This is a genomic window from Pseudomonas putida, assembly GCF_001976065.1.
Taxonomy (GTDB): domain Bacteria; phylum Pseudomonadota; class Gammaproteobacteria; order Pseudomonadales; family Pseudomonadaceae; genus Aquipseudomonas; species Aquipseudomonas serbica.
Genome location: NZ_MNAH01000003.1, coordinates 760,834 through 781,387, shown reverse-complemented (window position 1 = coordinate 781,387; position 20,554 = coordinate 760,834). Strand labels below are relative to the sequence as shown.

General features: G+C 60.0%; 18 protein-coding genes. 17 read left to right on the top strand and 1 reads right to left on the bottom strand.

The window, feature by feature from the left end; translation table 11 throughout:
- From lpxB to ispD, 10 genes are all read left to right on the top strand, one after another.
- The gene (gene lpxB, locus BKX96_RS14830; protein ID WP_046816520.1) at positions 1-1,131 is read left to right on the top strand and encodes a lipid-A-disaccharide synthase; all 1,131 of its coding nucleotides are present in this window, start codon (positions 1-3) and stop codon (positions 1,129-1,131) included.
- 11 nt (positions 1,132-1,142) lie between these two features.
- Positions 1,143-1,769, top strand: a complete 627-nt coding sequence (rnhB, locus tag BKX96_RS14825) for a ribonuclease HII (RefSeq protein WP_046816521.1) — start codon at positions 1,143-1,145, stop codon at positions 1,767-1,769.
- Positions 1,770-1,846: 77 nt separating this feature from the next.
- Positions 1,847-5,368: a DNA polymerase III subunit alpha gene (gene dnaE / locus BKX96_RS14820; protein ID WP_077184451.1), complete on the top strand. Its 3,522-nt coding sequence runs from the start codon at positions 1,847-1,849 to the stop codon at positions 5,366-5,368.
- Positions 5,369-5,518: 150 nt separating this feature from the next.
- A complete protein-coding gene (locus BKX96_RS14815) occupies positions 5,519-6,466 on the top strand; it encodes an acetyl-CoA carboxylase carboxyltransferase subunit alpha (RefSeq protein ID WP_046816523.1) in 948 nt (315 codons plus the stop codon).
- Positions 6,467-6,625: 159 nt separating this feature from the next.
- On the top strand, positions 6,626-7,942 hold the full coding sequence (tilS, locus tag BKX96_RS14810) for a tRNA lysidine(34) synthetase TilS (RefSeq protein ID WP_410454531.1): 1,317 nt from the start codon (positions 6,626-6,628) through the stop codon (positions 7,940-7,942).
- A 274-nt stretch (positions 7,943-8,216) separates the two neighbouring features.
- Positions 8,217-9,848, top strand: coding sequence for a CTP synthase (pyrG, locus tag BKX96_RS14805; protein WP_046816525.1), 1,632 nt, complete (start codon positions 8,217-8,219; stop codon positions 9,846-9,848).
- 5 nt (positions 9,849-9,853) lie between these two features.
- Entirely contained in the window at positions 9,854-10,699 is an 846-nt protein-coding gene (gene kdsA, locus BKX96_RS14800; protein ID WP_077184445.1) for a 3-deoxy-8-phosphooctulonate synthase, read from the top strand.
- 226 nt (positions 10,700-10,925) lie between these two features.
- Positions 10,926-12,215, top strand: coding sequence for a phosphopyruvate hydratase (eno, locus tag BKX96_RS14795; protein WP_077184442.1), 1,290 nt, complete (start codon positions 10,926-10,928; stop codon positions 12,213-12,215).
- A 170-nt stretch (positions 12,216-12,385) separates the two neighbouring features.
- Positions 12,386-12,664, top strand: a complete 279-nt coding sequence (ftsB, locus tag BKX96_RS14790) for a cell division protein FtsB (RefSeq protein ID WP_008057335.1) — start codon at positions 12,386-12,388, stop codon at positions 12,662-12,664.
- Positions 12,661-13,368, top strand: coding sequence for a 2-C-methyl-D-erythritol 4-phosphate cytidylyltransferase (gene ispD / locus BKX96_RS14785; RefSeq protein WP_046816528.1), 708 nt, complete (start codon positions 12,661-12,663; stop codon positions 13,366-13,368). Before ftsB ends, ispD begins: the two co-directional genes overlap by 4 nt.
- A gap of 55 nt (positions 13,369-13,423) precedes the next feature.
- Here the strand turns inward: ispD and BKX96_RS14780 are convergent, their stop codons facing one another.
- Positions 13,424-14,320, bottom strand: coding sequence for a LysR family transcriptional regulator (locus BKX96_RS14780; RefSeq protein WP_046816529.1), 897 nt, complete (start codon positions 14,318-14,320; stop codon positions 13,424-13,426).
- A gap of 108 nt (positions 14,321-14,428) precedes the next feature.
- Between BKX96_RS14780 and BKX96_RS14775 the strand changes: the two genes are divergently transcribed.
- From BKX96_RS14775 to BKX96_RS14745, 7 genes are all read left to right on the top strand, one after another.
- A complete protein-coding gene (locus BKX96_RS14775; protein ID WP_077184439.1) occupies positions 14,429-15,541 on the top strand; it encodes an S-(hydroxymethyl)glutathione dehydrogenase/class III alcohol dehydrogenase in 1,113 nt (370 codons plus the stop codon).
- A gap of 8 nt (positions 15,542-15,549) precedes the next feature.
- Entirely contained in the window at positions 15,550-16,398 is an 849-nt protein-coding gene (gene fghA, locus BKX96_RS14770) for an S-formylglutathione hydrolase (protein WP_077184437.1), read from the top strand.
- Positions 16,399-16,439: 41 nt separating this feature from the next.
- A complete protein-coding gene (ispF, locus tag BKX96_RS14765; protein WP_077184434.1) occupies positions 16,440-16,913 on the top strand; it encodes a 2-C-methyl-D-erythritol 2,4-cyclodiphosphate synthase in 474 nt (157 codons plus the stop codon).
- A complete protein-coding gene (gene truD / locus BKX96_RS14760; protein WP_077184431.1) occupies positions 16,910-17,968 on the top strand; it encodes a tRNA pseudouridine(13) synthase TruD in 1,059 nt (352 codons plus the stop codon). The genes ispF and truD overlap by 4 nt, the downstream gene beginning before the upstream one ends.
- Positions 17,956-18,708: a 5'/3'-nucleotidase SurE gene (surE, locus tag BKX96_RS14755; protein ID WP_046816534.1), complete on the top strand. Its 753-nt coding sequence runs from the start codon at positions 17,956-17,958 to the stop codon at positions 18,706-18,708. The genes truD and surE overlap by 13 nt, the downstream gene beginning before the upstream one ends.
- Positions 18,709-18,746: 38 nt before the next feature.
- Positions 18,747-19,382, top strand: coding sequence for a protein-L-isoaspartate(D-aspartate) O-methyltransferase (locus BKX96_RS14750; protein WP_166618534.1), 636 nt, complete (start codon positions 18,747-18,749; stop codon positions 19,380-19,382).
- 212 nt (positions 19,383-19,594) lie between these two features.
- Entirely contained in the window at positions 19,595-20,452 is an 858-nt protein-coding gene (locus tag BKX96_RS14745; protein ID WP_077184425.1) for a peptidoglycan DD-metalloendopeptidase family protein, read from the top strand.
- The last annotated feature ends 102 nt before the right edge of the window (positions 20,453-20,554 follow it).

The window sequence follows — 20,554 nt, the reverse complement described above, 5'->3', positions numbered from 1 at the left end:
ATGGCCAATTTGCGTATTGCGCTGGTGGCAGGTGAGGCTTCCGGCGACATTCTGGGCGCGGGTCTGATGCGCGCGCTGAAGGCTCGCCATCCGGCGGTTGAGTTCATCGGTGTCGGCGGCCCGTTGATGCAGGCCGAAGGCCTGGCGTCCTACTTTCCCATGGAACGTCTGTCTGTGATGGGCCTGGTGGAAGTGTTGGGTCGGTTGCGTGAATTGCTGGCGCGCCGTAAGAAGCTGGTGGCCGACCTGATCGCCGCGAAACCAGACGTGTTCATCGGCATCGATGCCCCGGACTTCAATCTCAATATCGAACTCAAGCTGCGTCAGGCCGGGATCAAGACCGTGCATTACGTCAGCCCGTCGGTCTGGGCCTGGCGGCAGAAGCGGGTGCTGAAGATTCGCGAAGGTTGCGACCTGATGCTTACGCTGTTCCCGTTCGAAGCGAAATTCTACGAAGAGAAGGGTGTGCCGGTGCGGTTTGTCGGGCATACCCTGGCCGATGCCATTCCGCTCGAAGCCGACCGCGCTGCGGCGCGGGCCGAGTTGGGATTGCCTGAAGGGCCGTTGGTTGCACTGATGCCGGGCAGTCGTGGCGGCGAAGTGGGCCGGCTCGGTGCCTTGTTTCTCGATACGGCCCAACGCCTGCGGGCAATGCGACCCGGAGTGCGGTTTGTAGTGCCATGTGCCAACCCACAGCGCCGGGCCCAGCTTGAAGAGCTGCTGGTCGGTCGCGATTTGCCGCTGACCTTGCTCGACGGCAAGTCCCATCTGGCCTTGGCGGCATGCAATGCCGTGCTGATTGCCTCCGGTACAGCAACGCTTGAAGCCTTGTTGTACAAGCGGCCAATGGTCGTTGCCTATCGCCTGGCACCGCTGACATTCTGGATTCTCAAGCGTATGGTGAAAAGCCCCTACGTTTCCTTGCCGAACCTGCTGGCCCAACGCCTGTTGGTGCCCGAGTTGCTGCAGGATGACGCCACCGTCGAAGCCTTGGCCCAGACCTTGTCGCCGCTGATCGAAGGTGGCCAGGAGCAAACCCGCGGTTTTGATGAAATTCACCGGACCCTTCGTCTGGACGCTTCCAACCAGGCTGCGGATGCAGTGCTGAACCTGATCGGCCAAGTACAATGAGTAAAACAAGCATGCAGATGGGGCTGGATTTCACCTTGGTCGCTGAAGTGGAAGAATTGGTTGCCGGTGTCGACGAGGTCGGCCGCGGCCCACTCTGTGGCGCCGTGGTGACGGCGGCTGTGATTCTTGATCCGAACCGTCCGATCCTCGGCCTGAACGACTCGAAGAAGCTCACCGAGGCCCGGCGCGAAAAACTCTACGACGAAATCTGCGAAAAAGCCCTGAGCTGGTGCATTGCCCGCGCCGAAGTCGAAGAAATCGATGAGCTGAACATCCTCCACGCCACCATGCTGGCCATGCAGCGCGCCATCGCCGGGCTGCACATCCAGCCGAAACTGGCGATGATCGACGGCAACCGTTGCCCGAAACTGTCGATGCGTGCCGAAGCGGTGGTGCAGGGCGATGGCAAGGTTCCGGCGATCGCCGCGGCATCGATCCTGGCCAAGGTCAGTCGCGACCGTGAAATGGCTGCTTTCGAATTGATCTACCCGGGTTACGGGATCGGCGGGCACAAAGGCTACCCGACGCCCGTTCATCTGGAAGCGCTTGCACGCCTGGGGCCGACCCCGATTCACCGGCGCTCGTTTGCCCCGGTGCGTCTGGCGTACGAGGCCCGGGAGAGTCTCATCGAGACTTAGTTGCAAGGCTGATTTTTTTTACCAAGGCCCGGTACAATCCGGGCCTTGTTGTTTTCATGACTTAACGCAGGATCACTATGCCGGCTTCATTCGTTCACCTACGCCTGCACACTGAATACTCCCTGGTCGACGGTCTGGTGCGGATCAAGCCGCTGGTCAAGACGCTGGTCGGCATGAACATGCCTGCCGTAGCGGTCACTGACCAGAGCAACATGTGTTCCCTGGTCAAATTCTACAAGAACTCCATGGGTGCCGGGATCAAGCCGATCTGCGGCGCCGACCTGTGGCTGTCGAACAAGGATCCGGACAACCCCCTGAGCCGGATCAGCCTGCTGGTGATGAATGCCGCGGGTTATCGCAACCTCACCGAGTTGATTTCTCGCGGTTTCATCGAAGGGCAGCGCAATGGCTCGATCATCATCGAGCGTGAGTGGGTAGCCGAAGCCAGCGACGGCCTGATCATGCTGTCGGCGGCCAAGGAGGGCGAGATCGGCCAGGCCATGCTCAGCGGAAACCCCGACGAAGCGGAAAACCTGGCGCGTGAATGGATGGCGGTTTTCCCGGATCGCTTCTACCTGGAAATCCAGCGCACCAACCGCCCCAACGATGAAGAGCAATTGCACGGTGCCGTGGCGCTGGCAGAGAAGATCGGCGCACCGCTGGTCGCGACCAACGACGTGCGCTTCATCAAGCAGGAAGATTTCGCCGCCCACGAAACCCGTGTGTGCATCGGCGAGGGTCGGGCCCTCGACGACCCGCGACGTTCGAAGAATTACAGCGATCAGCAGTACCTCAAAAGTGCCGAGGAAATGGCCGAGCTGTTCAGCGACATTCCCGAGGCGCTGGAAAACACCGTCGAGATCGCCAAGCGCTGCAACATCGAAGTCAAGCTGGGCACGCACTTCCTGCCCAACTTCCCGATTCCCGATGGCATGACCATCGATGAGTACTTCCGCAAGGTGTCCTTCGATGGCCTGGAGGAGCGGCTGTCCGTCCTGTTGCCCAAGGACACCACCGAAGACTACGAAGCCAAGCGCCAGGTCTATGTCGACCGGCTGAATTTCGAACTGGATATCATCATCCAGATGGGGTTCCCCGGTTACTTCCTGATCGTGATGGACTTTATCCAGTGGGCCAAGAACAACGGCGTGCCGGTAGGTCCAGGCCGTGGATCGGGTGCCGGGTCGCTGGTGGCCTACGTGCAGAAAATCACCGACCTCGACCCGCTGGAATATGACCTGCTGTTCGAACGTTTCCTCAACCCGGAACGGGTTTCCATGCCCGACTTCGACGTCGACTTCTGCATGGACGGTCGCGACCGGGTGATCGACTACGTTGCCGAGAAATACGGCCGCAACGCGGTAAGCCAGATCATCACGTTTGGTTCCATGGCCGCCAAGGCTGTGGTCCGCGACGTGGCGCGGGTGCAGGGCAAGTCTTACGGCCTGGCGGATCGCCTGTCGAAGATGATCCCGTTCGAAGTCGGCATGACCCTGGAAAAGGCCTACGAACAGGAAGAAATCCTGCGCGACTTCATCAAGGTCGATGAGGAAGCCGCGGAAATCTGGGAGATGGCGCGCAAGCTTGAAGGCGTTGTACGTAACGTCGGCAAGCACGCCGGTGGCGTGGTGATCGCGCCGACCAAGCTGACTGACTTCTCGCCTATTTATTGCGACGAAGCAGGCGATGGCCTGGTAACCCAGTTCGACAAGGACGACGTTGAAGCCGCCGGCCTGGTGAAGTTCGACTTCCTGGGCCTGCGGACCCTGACGATCATCGACTGGGCGCTGAAGACCATCAACCGTGACCGCGCCAAGGTCAACGAGCCGCCGCTGGACATCGCGTTCATCCCGCTGGACGACAAACCGACCTACAGCCTGCTGCAAAAAGCCGAAACCACGGCGGTGTTCCAGCTTGAATCGCGCGGCATGAAGGAGCTGATCAAGAAGCTCAAGCCCGACTGCCTGGAAGACTTGATCGCACTGGTGGCACTGTTCCGCCCCGGCCCGCTGCAATCGGGCATGGTGGACGACTTCATCAACCGTAAGCACGGTCGCGCCGAACTGGCGTATCCGCACTCGGACTACCAGTACGAAGGCCTCAAGCCAGTATTGGCCCCGACCTACGGCATCATCCTGTACCAGGAACAGGTGATGCAGATTGCCCAGGTGATGGCGGGCTACACCCTCGGTGGTGCGGACATGCTGCGTCGGGCGATGGGTAAGAAAAAACCCGAGGAAATGGCCAAGCAGCGAGGCGGTTTCATCGAAGGTTGTGCGACCAACAACATCGATGCGGACCTCGCCGGTAACATTTTCGACCTGGTGGAAAAATTCGCCGGTTACGGCTTCAACAAGTCCCACTCCGCAGCCTATGGCCTGGTGTCGTACCAGACCGCGTGGCTGAAAGCGCACTACCCGGCGCCGTTCATGGCCGCGGTGCTTTCGGCGGACATGCACAACACCGACAAGGTCGTGACCTTGATCGAAGAAGTGCGCACGATGAAGCTGCGTCTCGACGCGCCGGACGTGAACACGTCCGAGTTCAAGTTCACGGTGAACGACGAAGGCCGGATCATTTATGGCCTTGGCGCGATCAAGGGCGTGGGTGAGGGCCCGGTGGAGGCGATCACCGAAGCGCGGCAGGACGGTCCGTTCAAGGACCTGTTCGACTTCTGTGCCCGGGTCGACCTCAAGCGCATCAACAAGCGCACCCTCGACGGCTTGATCCGTAGCGGTGCGCTGGATCGCCTGGGCCCGTATTTCCATGACGAAGCCAAAGCCTATCAGGCCAATATCGACCGCAACCGAGCGGTATTGCTGACCGCGATGGAAGAGGCGATCAAGGCCGCCGAACAAACCGCCCGTACCCACGACAGCGGGCATGCCGACCTGTTTGGCGGGCTGTTTGTCGAAGAGGATGCCGACGTCTACGCCAATCACCGCAAGGCCAAGGAACTGACCCTCAAGGAACGGCTCAAGGGTGAGAAAGACACCCTGGGCCTGTACCTGACCGGTCACCCGATCGACGAATATGAAGGCGAAATCCGCCGGTTCGCCCGTCAGCGCATCATCGACCTCAAGCCTGCGCGCGATACCCAGACCGTTGCCGGCATGATCATCGCCCTGCGGGTGATGAAGAACAAGAAAGGCGACAAGATGGGCTTCATCACCCTCGACGACCGTTCGGGGAGGATCGAAGCGTCGCTGTTCGCCGATGCGTTCCATTCCGCGCAATCGCTGTTGCAGACCGATGCGATGGTGGTGGTCGAAGGTGAAGTCAGCAACGACGACTTCTCCGGCGGCCTGCGCTTGCGGGTCAAGCGCGTGATGAGCATGGAAGATGCGCGCACCAACCTGGCCGAAAGCCTGCGCCTGAAGTTGCATGCCAAGGATCTCAAGGGCGATCAGCTACGCTGGCTGGGTGAGCTGTTGAAGCGTCACCGCGGTGCATGCCCGATCACCATGGACTACACCAGTCCCGATGCGAAAGCCTTGCTGCAGTTCGGCGAAGGCTGGCGAATTGACCCGGCGGATGCGTTGATTCAAGCCCTGCGTGACCAGTTCGGGCGAGACAACGTCTTCCTCCAATACCGTTAACGGTCAGGGTGTCGCTTTTGACTTTGAGCGGGACCCTGAGCTTGACCAGAATTTAATCTCGACCTGAACGCGCCTGTCCCTTATGGTAGGGCGCGAATAGACAACCGGCCGGCCCAAGCTCTCTTGGACGTCGACCCAAGACGGACGCCTATGAACCCGAATTTTCTAGATTTCGAACAGCCGATCGCCGACCTGCAAGCCAAGATCGAAGAGTTGCGCTTGGTCGGTAATGACAATTCGCTGAATATCGGCGATGAGATTTCCCGCCTGCAGGACAAGAGCAGTACGCTGACCGAGGACATCTTCGGCAAGCTGACCAGCTGGCAGATCGCGCGTCTGGCGCGTCACCCGAAGCGTCCATATACCCTGGACTACATCGAACACATCTTCACCGAGTTCGATGAGCTGCACGGCGACCGCCACTTCTCCGACGACGCTGCCATCGTGGGCGGCATTGCCCGCCTGGACGACCAGCCAGTCATGGTCATCGGTCACCAGAAGGGCCGCGAAGTGCGCGAAAAGGTTCGCCGCAACTTCGGTATGCCGCGTCCGGAAGGCTACCGCAAGGCCTGTCGCCTGATGGAAATGGCCGAGCGTTTCAAAATGCCGATCCTGACCTTCATCGACACCCCGGGTGCTTACCCTGGCATCGACGCTGAAGAGCGCAACCAGAGCGAAGCGATTGCCTGGAACCTGCGCGTGATGGCTCGCCTGAAAACCCCAATCATCGCCACTGTGATCGGTGAGGGTGGTTCCGGTGGTGCGTTGGCCATCGGCGTTTGCGATCAGCTGAACATGCTGCAGTACTCGACCTACGCGGTGATCTCGCCGGAAGGTTGCGCCTCGATCCTGTGGAAAACCGCCGAGAAAGCACCGGACGCCGCAGAGGCCATGGGCATCACTGCCGAGCGTCTCAAGGGCTTGGGCATCGTCGACAAGGTAATTGGCGAGCCATTGGGCGGCGCGCACCGTGATCCGGCAGCTGCGGCTGCCTCGATCCGTGCCGAGCTGAGCACGCAACTGGCGATGCTGAAGAAGCTCGACCACAAGGCGCTGCTGGACCGTCGTTACGAGCGTCTGATGAGCTACGGTCTCTGATCTGACCGCGCTTTACTCATGTGGGAGCGGGCTTGCTCGCGAACGCGGTATAACAATCGACAATTTTGTTGGATGTTAAGCCCCTTCGCGAGCAAGTCGAATCGTCGCACCGGCGCTCCCACATTTGATTTGCGCTAGGTGATCGATATGAGTCATCCCATGATGAATCTGCCTGGCAGGCTGTTGCTGAATCTTCAGCCCTGGCGCCACGCTACAACCTGGCATATCGCTTTCTCCGGTGGTCTCGATTCCACCGTGCTGCTTCATCTCCTCGCCGATCTGGCAAAAAACCAATCTCTGCCAGCGTTGAACGCCATCCATGTCCATCATGGCCTTCAGGCTGCGGCTGAGGCGTGGCCAGAGCATTGCCGTTCTATGTGCGAGTCGCTGGGAGTGCCGCTGCAAGTCATTCGCGTCCAGGTGCAACCCGGCGCCAGCCTTGAGCGTGCCGCCCGTGATGCGCGGTATGCGGCGTTCATCGAGGCCACTCAAGCCAATGAAGTGCTGCTGACGGCCCAGCACCGAGACGATCAGGCGGAAACCTTGCTGTTTCGCCTGCTACGTGGGGCTGGCGTAAGAGGATTGTCAGGGATGCCGCGCCAGCGCCCGCTGGGCAAGGGGCAACTGCTGAGGCCCTTGCTCGATGCAACCCGTGCCGAGCTTGAGGCCTATGCATCGCAACACAAGCTGCGCTGGATCGAGGATCCTTCAAACCAGGATCGGCAGTTCTCACGCAATTACCTGCGTCATCAGGTGTTCCCGGCCTTGACCCAACGCTGGCCGCAGGCCATGGCGAGCATGGCGCGCAGTGCTGCGCATTTGAGCGAGGCGCAGGAATTGCTAAATGAGCTGGCACGGATCGATTTGAGCGAAGCCAGCGCCGCCAGCGAATTCGATTGGTTGAAGTTGCCGTCGATCAAGTTGACGCCTCTGGAAAAACTCTCCGACGCCCGCCAGCGAAATGCGCTCAGCCACTGGCTCGAACCCCTGACTCGGCTGCCAGACAGTGACCATTGGTCGGGTTGGCTCGATTTGCGCGATGCCACCGGCGACGCCCGGCCGATCTGGCGCCTGGCCGAGGGTGAGCTGCATCGGGCGGGCGGGCGTATCTGGTGGTTATCCGGTCGCTGGTTGCGCGCAGCGCCAGTGCCTGGAGCATGGCTTGAGCCCGCGCAGCCGCTGGCGTTGCCCGACAATGGTGTGCTCACGCTGAATGGGCAAATCCCTGATGGCCCCTTGCAGATCCGCTATCGTGAAGGGGGCGAGGTGATGGAGTTAGCTGGCCGCGGCCATCGCGACCTGAAGCGATTGCTCAATGAGCGCGGGGTGCCGCCGTTCGTGCGCGGCAGATTGCCGCTGCTGTTCAAAGACGCGCAATTGCTGGCGGTGGCCAATCTGTCGGGGCTGGATGGCGAGGCGGCCGGAGGCTGGAATCTACATTGGCAACCACCAGGCGAAGATCAAGGTTTGAGCTGAAAGGGGCTTTCCGGTAGACTACGCTCCCTTCTTGATACAACTTCTGTGGATTCGCCTGAATTGCAGGAGTTGCCGATTACCAAGCAGTCTTTGCTGGGCGATTCCAAAAAATGTGTAGCGAGCAACGAACCGGTGTTTCATCTCCCGGTCTGTCCCAACGCGGCGGTTTTTTTGAAAGGTGCACTGTGATTAATGCAGGTGATCGGGGGCTTCGGCCTTCCTTCGCTTTCCCCGGCGGCTCGGACCGCTTTAACGCAGACTTCTAGGGTTTTTCATGACGCGCTACATATTCGTCACGGGCGGTGTTGTTTCTTCATTGGGGAAAGGCATTGCATCGGCATCATTGGCGGCCATCCTGGAGGCGCGGGGACTTAAGGTCACCATGCTGAAGCTGGACCCGTACATCAACGTCGACCCGGGCACCATGAGCCCGTTCCAGCACGGTGAGGTGTTCGTCACCCACGACGGCGCCGAGACCGACCTGGACCTGGGCCACTACGAGCGGTTCATCCGCACGACCATGACCCAGAACAACAACTTCACCACCGGCCGTGTCTACGAACACGTCCTGCGCAAAGAGCGCCGTGGTGACTACCTGGGTGCAACCATCCAGGTGATTCCGCACATCACCGACGAAATCAAGCGCCGCATCATCAAGGGCGCGGGCGATGCCGACGTGGCGATGGTCGAGATTGGTGGCACCGTGGGTGACATCGAGTCGCAACCGTTCCTCGAGGCCATCCGCCAGCTGCGTTTCGAAGTCGGCGCCAAGCGCGCGATGCTGATGCACCTGACACTGGTGCCGTACATCGCCACTGCCGGCGAAACCAAGACCAAGCCAACCCAGCACTCGGTGAAGGAACTGCGTTCCATCGGCCTGCAGCCGGACGTGCTGGTCTGCCGCTCCGACCACCCGATCGATGTGTCTTCGCGTCGCAAGATCGCGCAGTTCACCAACGTTGAAGAACGTGCGGTGATCGCGCTGGAAGACGCCGATACCATCTACAAGATCCCGGGCATCCTGCACTCCCAGGGCCTGGACGATTTCGTCGTCGAGCGTTTCGGCCTGCAATGCGGCGGTGCCGATCTGTCCGAATGGGAAGCCGTGGTCGACGCCAAGCTCAACCCTGAGCACGAAGTGACCATCGCCATGGTCGGCAAGTACATGGAGCTGCTGGACGCCTACAAGTCGCTGATCGAAGCGATGAGTCACGCCGGCATCAGCAACCGTACCAAGGTCAACCTGCGCTACATCGATTCCGAAGACATCGAGAACCAGGGCACCGCGCTGCTGGAAGGCGTCGACGCGATCCTGGTGCCTGGCGGCTTCGGTCTGCGTGGCGTGGAAGGCAAGATCACTGCCGTTCAGTACGCTCGCGAAAACAAGGTGCCATACCTGGGTATCTGCCTGGGCATGCAAGTGGCCGTGATCGAGTTCGCACGTAACGTGCTGGGCTGGAAAGACGCCAACTCCACCGAGTTCGATCGCGCCAGCGGTCACCCGGTCGTGGGCCTGATCACCGAGTGGGAAGATGCCACCGGCGCTGTCGAAATCCGTACCGAAGCGTCCGACCTGGGTGGCACCATGCGCCTCGGCGCGCAGGATTGCCTGCTGGAGCCGGGCTCCCTGGTTCACGATTGCTACGGCAAGGACGTGATCGTCGAGCGTCACCGTCATCGCTACGAAGTGAACAACAACCTGCTGCCGCAAATCATCGAAGCCGGCCTGAAAATCTCCGGTCGCTCCGGTGATGGCGCGCTGGTCGAAGTGGTTGAAGCCCCGGATCATCCATGGTTCGTCGCTTGCCAGTTCCACCCTGAGTTCACCTCGACGCCTCGCGACGGTCACCCGTTGTTCAGCGGTTTCGTCAAGGCAGCTTTGGCTCAACACCAGAAGAAGGCTTGAACCTCATGGCGCAGAAGATCATCCGCGTAGGCGATATCGAGATTGCCAACGACAAGCCCATGGTGCTGTTCGGTGGCATGAACGTGCTGGAAAGCCGCGACATGGCGATGCAGGTCTGCGAAGAGTACGTGAAGGTTACCCAGAAACTGGGTATCCCTTACGTGTTCAAGGCCAGCTTCGACAAGGCCAACCGTTCCTCCGTGACCTCTTACCGTGGCCCAGGCCTGGAAGAGGGCATGCGGATTTTCCAGGACATCAAGCAAGCCTTCGGCGTGCCGATCATCACCGACGTCCACGAGCCCGAGCAGGCCGCGGTCGTCGCTGAAGTCTGCGAGATCATCCAGCTGCCGGCCTTTTTGTCGCGCCAGACCGACCTCGTGGTCGCGATGGCCAAGACCGGCGCGGTGATCAACATCAAGAAAGCCCAGTTCCTCGCACCTCATGAAATGAAACACATCCTGAGCAAGTGCGTGGAAGCGGGTAATGATCAGTTGATCCTCTGCGAACGCGGTTCGAGCTTCGGCTACAACAACCTGGTGGTCGACATGCTCGGCTTCGGCATCATGAAGCAGTTCGAGTACCCGGTGTTCTTCGACGTCACCCACGCGCTGCAAATGCCCGGCGGTCGCTCCGATTCCGCCGGTGGTCGTCGTGCCCAGGTCACCGACCTGGCGAAGGCCGGCATGAGCCAGTCCCTGGCGGGCCTGTTCCTGGAAGCCCACCCGGATCCGGACAACGCCAAATGCGACGGTCCTTGCGCCTTGCGCCTGGACAAACTGGAGCCATTCCTGGCCCAGCTCAAGGCTTTGGACGAACTGGTGAAGAGTTTTCCTGCCATAGAAACCGCGTAATATCGGCAACCCCGATCCTGTGTAGGAGCTGGCTTGCCAGCGATGAGGCCCGAAAGGACGCCATCGCCAGCAAGCCGGCTCCCACAAATGTGACCTGTAGGAGCTGGCTTGCCAGCGAAGGGGCCCGAAAGGACGCCATCGCCAGCAAGCCGGCTCCCACAAAGTAATGCGAAAGTTATAAATCGAGCGGTACAGCGTTTTCGTCAACTTTGGAGTGTTTACAACAATGGCTAAAATCGTCGACATCAAAGGTCGTGAAGTTCTCGACTCCCGTGGCAATCCCACCGTGGAAGCGGATGTGCTTCTCGACAACGGCATCATCGGCAGTGCTTGCGCGCCGTCCGGTGCTTCCACTGGCTCGCGTGAAGCGCTCGAGCTGCGTGATGGCGACAAGAGCCGTTACTTGGGCAAGGGCGTCCTGAAGGCCGTCGCCAACATCAACGGTCCGATCCGCGACCTGTTGAAAGGCATGGACCCAAGCGACCAGAAAGCGCTGGATCACGCGATGATCAAGCTCGACGGTACCGAAAACAAGGCAACCCTGGGCGCCAACGCGATCCTCGCCGTTTCCCTGGCCGCGGCCAAGGCAGCAGCACAGGACCAGGACCTGCCGCTGTACGCTCACATCGCCAACCTGAACGGTACCCCGGGTGTCTACTCGATGCCGGTTCCGATGATGAACATCATCAACGGTGGCGAGCACGCCGATAACAACGTCGACATCCAGGAATTCATGGTGCAGCCGGTTGGCGCCAAGTCTTTCTCGGAAGGCCTGCGCATGGGCACCGAGATTTTCCATCACCTCAAGGCTGTCCTGAAGGCCCGTGGCCTGAGCACTGCCGTGGGTGACGAAGGTGGTTTCGCCCCTAACCTGGCTTCCAACGAAGACGCTTTGAAAGTGATCTCCGAGGCCGTGGCCAACGCCGGTTACAAGCTGGGCACCGACGTGACCCTGGCCCTGGACTGCGCAGCCAGCGAATTCTACGAAGACGGCAAGTACAACCTGTCCGGCGAAGGCCAGGTGTTCACCGCTGAAGGTTTCGCTGATTACCTGAAAGGCCTGACCGAGCGTTACCCGATCATCTCCATCGAAGATGGCCTGGACGAGTCCGACTGGGCTGGCTGGAAAATCCTCACCGACAAGATCGGCGAGAAGACCCAGCTGGTAGGCGACGACTTGTTCGTGACCAACACCAAGATCCTGAAAGAAGGCATCGACAAGAAGATCGCCAACTCGATCCTGATCAAGTTCAACCAGATCGGCACCCTGACCGAAACCCTGGAAGCCATCCAGATGGCCAAGGCCGCTGGTTACACCGCCGTGATCTCGCACCGTTCGGGCGAAACCGAAGATTCGACCATTGCCGACCTGGCCGTGGGCACTTCGGCTGGCCAGATCAAGACCGGCTCCCTGTGCCGTTCCGACCGCGTTTCCAAGTACAACCAACTGCTGCGTATCGAAGAGCAGTTGAATGGCAAGGCCAAGTACAACGGTCGCAGCGAATTTCGCGGTTGATCGATTGCTGATAAAAAGACAGCGGATTGTGTCGGAAAAATCGCTATAGCGACGTTTTTGCCACTAATCTGATGCCTTATAAGCACAAGCCTGGTTCTTCCAGGCTTCGTGCTATCAGTAGCTTCATGTTTTGATGTGGCTGTCTTTTTTCACTGGATACCTGATATTCGATGCGCAGTCCCAATTGGTTGTTCCTCGTCTTGCTCCTGCTGCTGGCTGGCCTGCAGTACCGCCTGTGGGTGGGAAACGGAAGTCTGGCGCAAGTGGCCGAGCTGACTCAGCAGATTGCCGATCAGCAAGCTGAGAACCAGACGCTGCTGGAGCGCAATCGGGTGATGGACGCGGAAGTCAGTGAGTTGAAAAAGGGCATGGAGACCGTTGAAGAGCGGGCTCGCCATGAATTGGGCATGGTCAAGGACGGTGAAACCCTTTACCAGTTGGCACAATGAACCTGTCTCTGCCGGCCTTCTGGGCCGTGATTCCTGCCGCGGGCGTCGGTGCCCGTATGGCCGCGGACCGTCCCAAGCAATATCTGCAACTGGGCGGGCGCACTATTCTCGAACACAGCCTCGGCTGTTTCCTCGATCATCCTGGCCTGAAGGGCCTGGTGGTCAGTCTTGCTGTTGATGATCCTTATTGGCCGAACCTGGCCTGTGCTGGCGACAAACGCATCCAACGCGTTGACGGCGGCGCCGAGCGTTCCGGGTCGGTGCTCAATGCCTTGCTGCACTTGCATGCGTTGGGTGCTGAGGATGAGGATTGGGTGCTGGTGCACGATGCGGCACGGCCCAACCTGAGTCGCGATGATCTGGACAAGTTGTTGGGCGAACTGGCGGATGACCCGGTGGGCGGACTGTTGGCGGTGCCTGCGCGGGATACGCTTAAGCGGGTCGATAAACAGGGTCGTGTGGTTGAGACCGTGGATCGCAGTGTGATCTGGCAGGCCTACACACCGCAGATGTTTCGCCTGGGTGCACTGCATCGCGCATTGGCGGACAGCCTGGTGGCGGATGCTGTCATCACCGATGAAGCGTCGGCCATGGAGTGGTCCGGGATGGCGCCTCGGCTGATCGAAGGGCGATCCGATAACCTTAAGGTCACTCGCCCTGAGGACCTTGAATGGTTGAGACAGCGTTGGACGAACCGCCGCTAAAAGATCGCGTACAACGTGCCCCTGCAGGGACTGCCGAAGGCGGAATCTTTTGCTCTTAACCCCGATACTCCGGCCGCTCGGCCAACCCTTCCTTCAAATAATCCACCAGCTTGCGCACCTTGGGCGACAAATGCCGTTGCTGCGGATACAGCGCCCACACCGCCGTATTGGGCGGTTGATGCGCTTCCAGCAGCGAAATCAATGCGCCGCTTTTCAGATGCTCCAGCACGTAATAATCCGGTAGCTGACACAACCCCACGCCCTGTAGCGCCGCATCCAGCACCGCTTGCCCACTGTTGCAGCGCCAGTTTCCCTGCACCCGTTGCGAAAATTCCCGCCCGTTTTGTTCCAGTTGCCAGAGGTCCGAACTGCCGATGAGACAATTGTGCCGGCTCAGTTCCGACAAGCTGTGTGGCCGACCATAACGTTCCACGTAGGAAGGCGACGCGCATAGATACATGCGCCGTGGCGCCAGGCGCGTGGCCACCAGTCTCGAGTCCTGCAGGCGCCCCAGGCGGATCGCCAGGTCCAGGCCCTCATGCACCAGGTCGAGTTGGCGGTTGCTCAATTCGATGTCGATCCGCAGTTGTGGATAAAGCCCCATGAAACGGGTCACCAGCGGCACGATGAACCGTTCGCCGTACGCCACGGCACAGGTCATGCGCAGCATGCCCTTGGGTTCGCTGGTCAAGTCGCCGACCGCCCGCAGCGCTTCTTCGCGACCATCCTGCAAACGCTGGCAATGTTGCAGGAACGTTTGCCCGGCCTCGGTCAGTGTGACCCGGCGCGTGCTGCGATAGAGCAGACGGGTTTGCAGGCGCTCTTCGAGGCGTACGATTTGTCGACTGATATGCGAGGACGAAACGCCCAGGCGTTCCGCGGCAGCGGTGAACTGGCTGCATTCGGCGACGGCAACGAATTCGTCGATACCTTCCCAGCGACTGTCAGGCATTCAATGATTATCCCTGTATGGCAATAATGTTTTGCTTTTGTCCTGATTATTCACCGTAAGGCGCTGTATTACACTCCTTGTCTCGTTTTTATTCACTGGAGAACCACTATGATCAAGTCGCGCGCTGCCGTTGCCTTTGAGGCCAAGAAACCCCTCGAGATCGTTGAAGTCGATGTCGCCATGCCCAAGGCCGGTGAAGTGTTGCTGCGGGTGGTGGCTTCCGGTGTTTGCCATACCGATGCCTACACCCTCTCGGGGGCTGACCCGGAAGGCATCTTTCCGTCGATCCTCGGTCACGAAGGTGGGGCGATCGTCGAGGCGATCGGCGAAGGCGTTACCTCGGTGGCGGTGGGCGACCATGTGATCCCGCTGTACACCCCGGAATGCCGTCAGTGCAAATTCTGCCTGTCGGGCAAAACCAACCTCTGCCAGGCCATTCGAGCGACCCAGGGCAAAGGCCTGATGCCAGATGGCACTTCGCGTTTTTCCTACAACGGTGAAACGATTTTCCATTACATGGGCACTTCGACGTTCTCCGAGTACACCGTGTTGCCGGAAATTTCCGTGGCCAAGATCGCTAAAGAAGCGCCACTGGAAAAAGTCTGCCTGCTCGGTTGCGGTGTCACCACCGGCATCGGCGCAGTCCTCAACACCGCCAAGGTGAAACCCGGTGATACCGTGGCCATTTTCGGCCTCGGCGGCATCGGTCTGTCGGCCGTCATCGGCGCGGTCAAAGCCAAGGCCGGTCGTATCATTGCCATCGATGTCAACCCGGCCAAATTCGAGATCGCCAAGCAGCTGGGTGCAACCGATTGCGTGAACCCGAAAGATTTCGACCGTCCGATCCAGGAAGTCATCGTCGACATGACCGATGGCGGCGTCGATTTCTCCTTCGAGTGCATCGGCAACGTGCAATTGATGCGTGCCGCCCTTGAGTGCTGCCACAAAGGTTGGGGCGAATCGGTGATCATCGGCGTCGCCGGTGCCGGCCAGGAAATATCCACCCGTCCGTTCCAGCTGGTCACCGGTCGCGTCTGGCGCGGTTCGGCGTTCGGCGGAGTGCGTGGCCGTACCGAATTGCCAAGCTACGTGGAAATGGCCGAAACCGGTGAGATCCCGCTGGATACCTTCATCACCCACACCATGGGTCTGGAAGATATCAACAAGGCTTTCGACCTGATGCATGAAGGAAAAAGCATCCGCTCCGTCATCCATTTCTGAGGTCCGCCATGAGCCTGGAAAATATCTCCTGCCAGAAAAGCTTCGGCGGCTGGCACAAGCGTTATCGCCATCGCTCGGAAGCGCTCGGCTGCGACATGGTTTTCGCGGTGTACCTGCCACCGCAAGCGGAGCAGGGCGGCAAATTGCCGGTGCTGTACTGGCTGTCCGGCCTGACCTGCACCGACGAGAACTTCATGCAGAAGGCCGGCGCCATGCGCATGGCCGCCGAGCTCGGGCTGATCATCGTCGCGCCGGACACCAGTCCCCGTGGCCCCGACGTACCGGGCGATCCGGACGGCGCCTGGGACTTTGGTCTCGGGGCCGGGTTCTACCTGAACGCCACCCAGGAACCCTGGTCGCGGCACTATCGGATGCATGACTATGTCGTGCAGGAATTGCCTGCATTGGTCGAGGCGCATTTCCCGGCGTCGGACAAGCGCGGCATCAGCGGCCACTCCATGGGTGGCCACGGTGCGCTGGTCTGTGCCTTGCGCAATCCGGGGCGTTATCGGTCGGTGTCGGCGTTCTCGCCAATCAACAATCCGATGGACTGCCCTTGGGGTCAAAAGGCTTTCTCCCGTTACCTGGGTGAAGACCGTTCGAAATGGCGCGAGTGGGATGCCTGCGCATTGATTGCCGAGGCCGATGAAAAGCTGCCGCTGCTGGTCGACCAAGGTGATCGCGACGATTTCCTGGCCACCCAGCTCAAGCCTGAAGCCTTGCAACAGGCGGCCAGACTGGCCGGCCATCCGCTGACGTTGCGTCTGCAACCGGGCTACGACCACAGCTATTTCTTCATCGCCAGTTTCATCGAAGATCACTTGCGGCATCACGCGCATGCTCTAGCAGGCCAATAGCAGGTAGAATCACGCCCTGACAAAATTCGGGGCGTTTTTTTATGCGTATTGGCCACGGCTATGATGTGCACCGTTTCGCTGAAGGCGATTTCATCACTCTGGGCGGCGTGCGCATTGCACACGGCTTCGGGCTGCTCGCTCACTCCGATGGTGACGTCCTGCTGCATGCTTTGAGCGATGCATTGCTTGGCGCTGCTGCGCTGGGTGACATCGGCAAGCATTTCCCGGACACCGATCCGCAATTCAAGGGCGCCGACAGCCGCGTGCTGTTGCGTCATGTCGTCGAATTGATCCACGCCAAAGGCTGGAAAGTCGGTAACGTCGACAACACCATCGTTGCCCAGGCGCCGAAAATGGCCCCCCATATCGAATCGATGCGCGCGCTGATTGCCGCGGATCTTCAAGTTGAATTGGATCAAGTGAACGTGAAAGCCACCACCACCGAAAAGCTCGGCTTTGTCGGTCGCGAAGAAGGCATTGCCGTGCATTCCGTTGCCTTGTTGCTGCGCGCATGAACGAACTGCAATTACTCGGCCCGCGGGCCTACGGTGAAGCACTCGGTACCGCCGTACTGAAAGCCATCGCGGAAGATTTCCAAGTCGACGAAGTCCTTGATATTCCCTTGAGCGGCGACGGCGAACACCTGTGGATCTGGGTGGAAAAGCGCGGTCTGAATACCGAAGAGGCGGCACGCCGAATCGCCAAGGCGGCGGGCGTGTCATTGCGTACTGTCAGCTATGCCGGGCTCAAGGATCGCCAGGCGCTGACGCGCCAGTGGTTCAGCGTGCAATTGCCGGGCAAGGCTGATCCGGATCTGTCGGCGGCAGAAAACGATACGCTGAAAATCCTCAAGACCAGCCGCCACAAGCGCAAGCTGCAACGCGGTGCCCATTCGGCCAACGGCTTCACATTGCGCCTGACGCAATTCGCTGGCGACAATGCGGCGATCGAAGAACGCCTGCAACTGATCGCCAGGCAAGGCATCCCCAATTATTTCGGCGCCCAGCGTTTCGGGCACGACGGTGGCAACGTCGTCGACGCCCGCACCTGGGCCGCGCGCAAGGCCTTGCCGGAGCAACGCAACGTGCGTTCGCGCCTGCTGTCGACCGCCCGCAGTTTCCTGTTCAACCAGGTGTTGGCCGCGCGTGTCGCTGACGGCACCTGGCAGCGTGCTCAGATAGGCGATCTGCTGGCGTTCACCGACAGCCGCAGCTTTTTCCCGGCCGGCGAAGCCGAGTGCAGCGACCCGCGACTGGCGATTCTCGATCTGCACCCGACGGGTCCGCAGTGGGGCGAAGGTGACTCGCCGGCCACGGGCGCTGTCCATGAACTGGAGCAGGCGATCGCCGCTCGCGAAGCAGACCTTCGCGATTGGTTGATCAACGCCGGAATGAGCCACGAACGTCGCATCCTGCGGCTGCCCATTGCCGGGTTGACGTGGCATTATCCCGAGCCTGACATTCTGCAACTGGAATTCGTCCTGCCGGCCGGATGCTTCGCCACCGTATTGGTGCGCGAGCTTGTTGATCTGGTGCCGGTGGGGCAGACGGACAGCCCATGCGTATTCTGATTTCTAATGACGACGGGGTAACCGCACCCGGACTCGCCGCGCTTTATGCTGCGCTGGCGGATTACACCGAGTGCGTGGTCATTGCCCCGGACCAGGACAAAAGCGGCGCGAGCAGTTCGCTTACGCTCGACCGTCCGTTACACCCTCATACGCTGGCCAACGGCTTTATCAGCGTGAATGGCACGCCAACCGACTGCGTGCACCTGGGCCTCAATGGCCTGCTGGAGCGTGAAGCGGACATGGTCGTGTCCGGCATCAACCTGGGCGCCAACCTGGGGGACGACGTGCTGTATTCGGGTACCGTGGCGGCGGCGCTCGAAGGTCGGTTCCTGGCGCGTCCTGCGTTTGCCTTTTCGCTGGTCTCGCGACAAGTCGACAACCTGGCCACGGCGGCCTACTTTGCGCGCAAACTGGTCGAGGCCCATGCGGATCTCGAGCTGCCACCGCGTACGGTACTGAACGTGAACATTCCCAATTTGCCGCTGGAGCACATCCGCGGCATCCAGTTGACCCGCCTCGGCCATCGCGCCCGCGCGGCGGCCCCTGTGCAGGTGGTCGACCCGCGTGGCAAGTCCGGGTACTGGATTGCGGCGGCGGGCGATGCTGAGGATGGCGGGCCCGGCACGGATTTCCATGCCGTGATGCAGGGCTATGTTTCCATCACTCCGTTGCAACTGGATCGCACCTTCAATGATGCCTTCAGGAGCCTCGACGGTTGGTTGGAGGGATTGCATCCATGACCCGTGGACAAGACGACATGTTGCACCGCGGCATCGGCATGACCTCGCAGCGTACCCGCGAGCGCCTGATTCAGCGCCTCTACGAGGAGGGGATTTCCAACGCCAAGGTGCTGGAAGTCATCCGTCGTACACCGCGTCACCTGTTCGTAGACGAGGCACTGGCGCACCGGGCCTACGAAGACACCGCGCTCCCCATCGGCAACAACCAGACCATCTCCCAGCCTTACATGGTGGCTCGCATGAGTGAGTTGCTGCTCGAAGCCGGGCCGCTGGACAAGGTCATGGAAATCGGCACCGGGTCGGGTTATCAGACCGCAGTGCTGTCGCAACTGGTCGAGCGGGTTTTTTCCGTGGAGCGTATCAAGGTGCTGCAGGACCGGGCCAAGGAACGCCTGGTCGAGCTGAATCTGCGTAACGTGGTATTTCGCTGGGGCGATGGTTGGGAGGGCTGGCCTGCACTGGCGCCCTACAACGGTATTATCGTGACGGCGGTGGCAACCGATGTACCGCAAGCGCTGCTGGATCAACTCGCGCCAGGGGGGCGCCTGGTGATCCCGGTCGGCGCCGGCGAGGTGCAACAATTAATGCTGATCATTCGGGAAGAACATGGATTCTCCAGGCGCGTCCTGGGGTCGGTGCGCTTCGTCCCGTTACTCAATGGTCCACTGGCCTGAGCATTTATTTAAACGTGCTGAATTCTCTTCGATTGCCTCTGTCTTACAGCGGCGGCGATTGATTAAACGGGTTGTTTTGTCTGGCAGCAAACGTGTGCGCCAAGCCATTTCGCTTCATTAAGGGTAAAACCGGTACGGCCCGTTATACTTGCGACACTTCGTGCTGTAACACGGCAAAATCACATTTTCAGCCACCACAAAGGGAGCGGCGGGTGAGTCTCACAGTCATAGCGCAGCGTATGGGTACAACGAGCTTTCAGCGCCTGGTGACTGGCCTTGTCATGAGCACCTTGCTGGTTGGTTGCTCCAGTAACAAATCCAGCGACGTCCGCGTTGTCGATCGCAATAATGCTGCCGCCCAGCGGCCGGCCGTGACCACGGGGCAGTACGTCGTTCGACCCAAGGACACCCTGTTTTCCATCGCCTTTCGTTATGGCTGGGACTACAAGGCGTTGGCGGCACGCAACAACATTGCGCCGCCGTACACCATCCATCCAGGTCAGACGATTCGCTTCGATGGGCGCAGCGGTTCAACGCCGACCACAGTGGTCAGCTCGTCCAGTTCCTCGCCTTCATCCTCGAGTAAAACCACGGTCATTCGCCGCTCTGCAGACGGTACGACCACGACCACACCGGTGGTTGTACCGTCCGTCGCCAACAAGCCGGCACCCGCTCCACTCCCTCCAGCGGGCCCAGCCCCGACCGGCTGGGGATGGCCTTCTAATGGCATTTTAATTGGTAAATTCTCTTCAAACGGTAGTTTGAATAAAGGAATTGATATCGCAGGGGATTTGGGACAGCCTGTTTTAGCTGCGTCTGATGGGACGGTGGTATACGCCGGGAGTGGCTTAAGGGGCTACGGCGAATTAGTCATCATCAAACACAGTGAAACCTACGTCAGTGCCTACGGACATAACCGCAGGCTGTTGGTTCGGGAGGGGCAGCAGGTCAAGGTCGGACAGACAATTGCCGAAATGGGGTCAACGGGTACAGACCGGGTGAAGCTGCATTTTGAGATTCGCCGCCAAGGTAAACCTGTAGATCCGCTGCAATTCCTGCCACGTCGTTGATCGCTTCCAGCCTGTTCCGTCACGTAGAGGGGACAGGCTCCAGCGTTGCCAAGGATAAAGGCGCCGCTTGAGCTTGAGGTCGAACTCACCAAAGGACTATAA

Coding starts and splice junctions, on each gene's coding strand:
- lpxB (WP_046816520.1), top strand. CDS start 1: ATGGCCAATTTGCGTATTGCGCTGGTGGCAGGTGAGGCTTCCGGCGAC.
- rnhB (WP_046816521.1), top strand. CDS start 1,143: ATGCAGATGGGGCTGGATTTCACCTTGGTCGCTGAAGTGGAAGAATTG.
- dnaE (WP_077184451.1), top strand. CDS start 1,847: ATGCCGGCTTCATTCGTTCACCTACGCCTGCACACTGAATACTCCCTG.
- BKX96_RS14815 (WP_046816523.1), top strand. CDS start 5,519: ATGAACCCGAATTTTCTAGATTTCGAACAGCCGATCGCCGACCTGCAA.
- tilS (WP_410454531.1), top strand. CDS start 6,626: ATGATGAATCTGCCTGGCAGGCTGTTGCTGAATCTTCAGCCCTGGCGC.
- pyrG (WP_046816525.1), top strand. CDS start 8,217: ATGACGCGCTACATATTCGTCACGGGCGGTGTTGTTTCTTCATTGGGG.
- kdsA (WP_077184445.1), top strand. CDS start 9,854: ATGGCGCAGAAGATCATCCGCGTAGGCGATATCGAGATTGCCAACGAC.
- eno (WP_077184442.1), top strand. CDS start 10,926: ATGGCTAAAATCGTCGACATCAAAGGTCGTGAAGTTCTCGACTCCCGT.
- ftsB (WP_008057335.1), top strand. CDS start 12,386: ATGCGCAGTCCCAATTGGTTGTTCCTCGTCTTGCTCCTGCTGCTGGCT.
- ispD (WP_046816528.1), top strand. CDS start 12,661: ATGAACCTGTCTCTGCCGGCCTTCTGGGCCGTGATTCCTGCCGCGGGC.
- BKX96_RS14780 (WP_046816529.1), bottom strand. CDS start 14,320: ATGCCTGACAGTCGCTGGGAAGGTATCGACGAATTCGTTGCCGTCGCC.
- BKX96_RS14775 (WP_077184439.1), top strand. CDS start 14,429: ATGATCAAGTCGCGCGCTGCCGTTGCCTTTGAGGCCAAGAAACCCCTC.
- fghA (WP_077184437.1), top strand. CDS start 15,550: ATGAGCCTGGAAAATATCTCCTGCCAGAAAAGCTTCGGCGGCTGGCAC.
- ispF (WP_077184434.1), top strand. CDS start 16,440: ATGCGTATTGGCCACGGCTATGATGTGCACCGTTTCGCTGAAGGCGAT.
- truD (WP_077184431.1), top strand. CDS start 16,910: ATGAACGAACTGCAATTACTCGGCCCGCGGGCCTACGGTGAAGCACTC.
- surE (WP_046816534.1), top strand. CDS start 17,956: ATGCGTATTCTGATTTCTAATGACGACGGGGTAACCGCACCCGGACTC.
- BKX96_RS14750 (WP_166618534.1), top strand. CDS start 18,747: ATGACCTCGCAGCGTACCCGCGAGCGCCTGATTCAGCGCCTCTACGAG.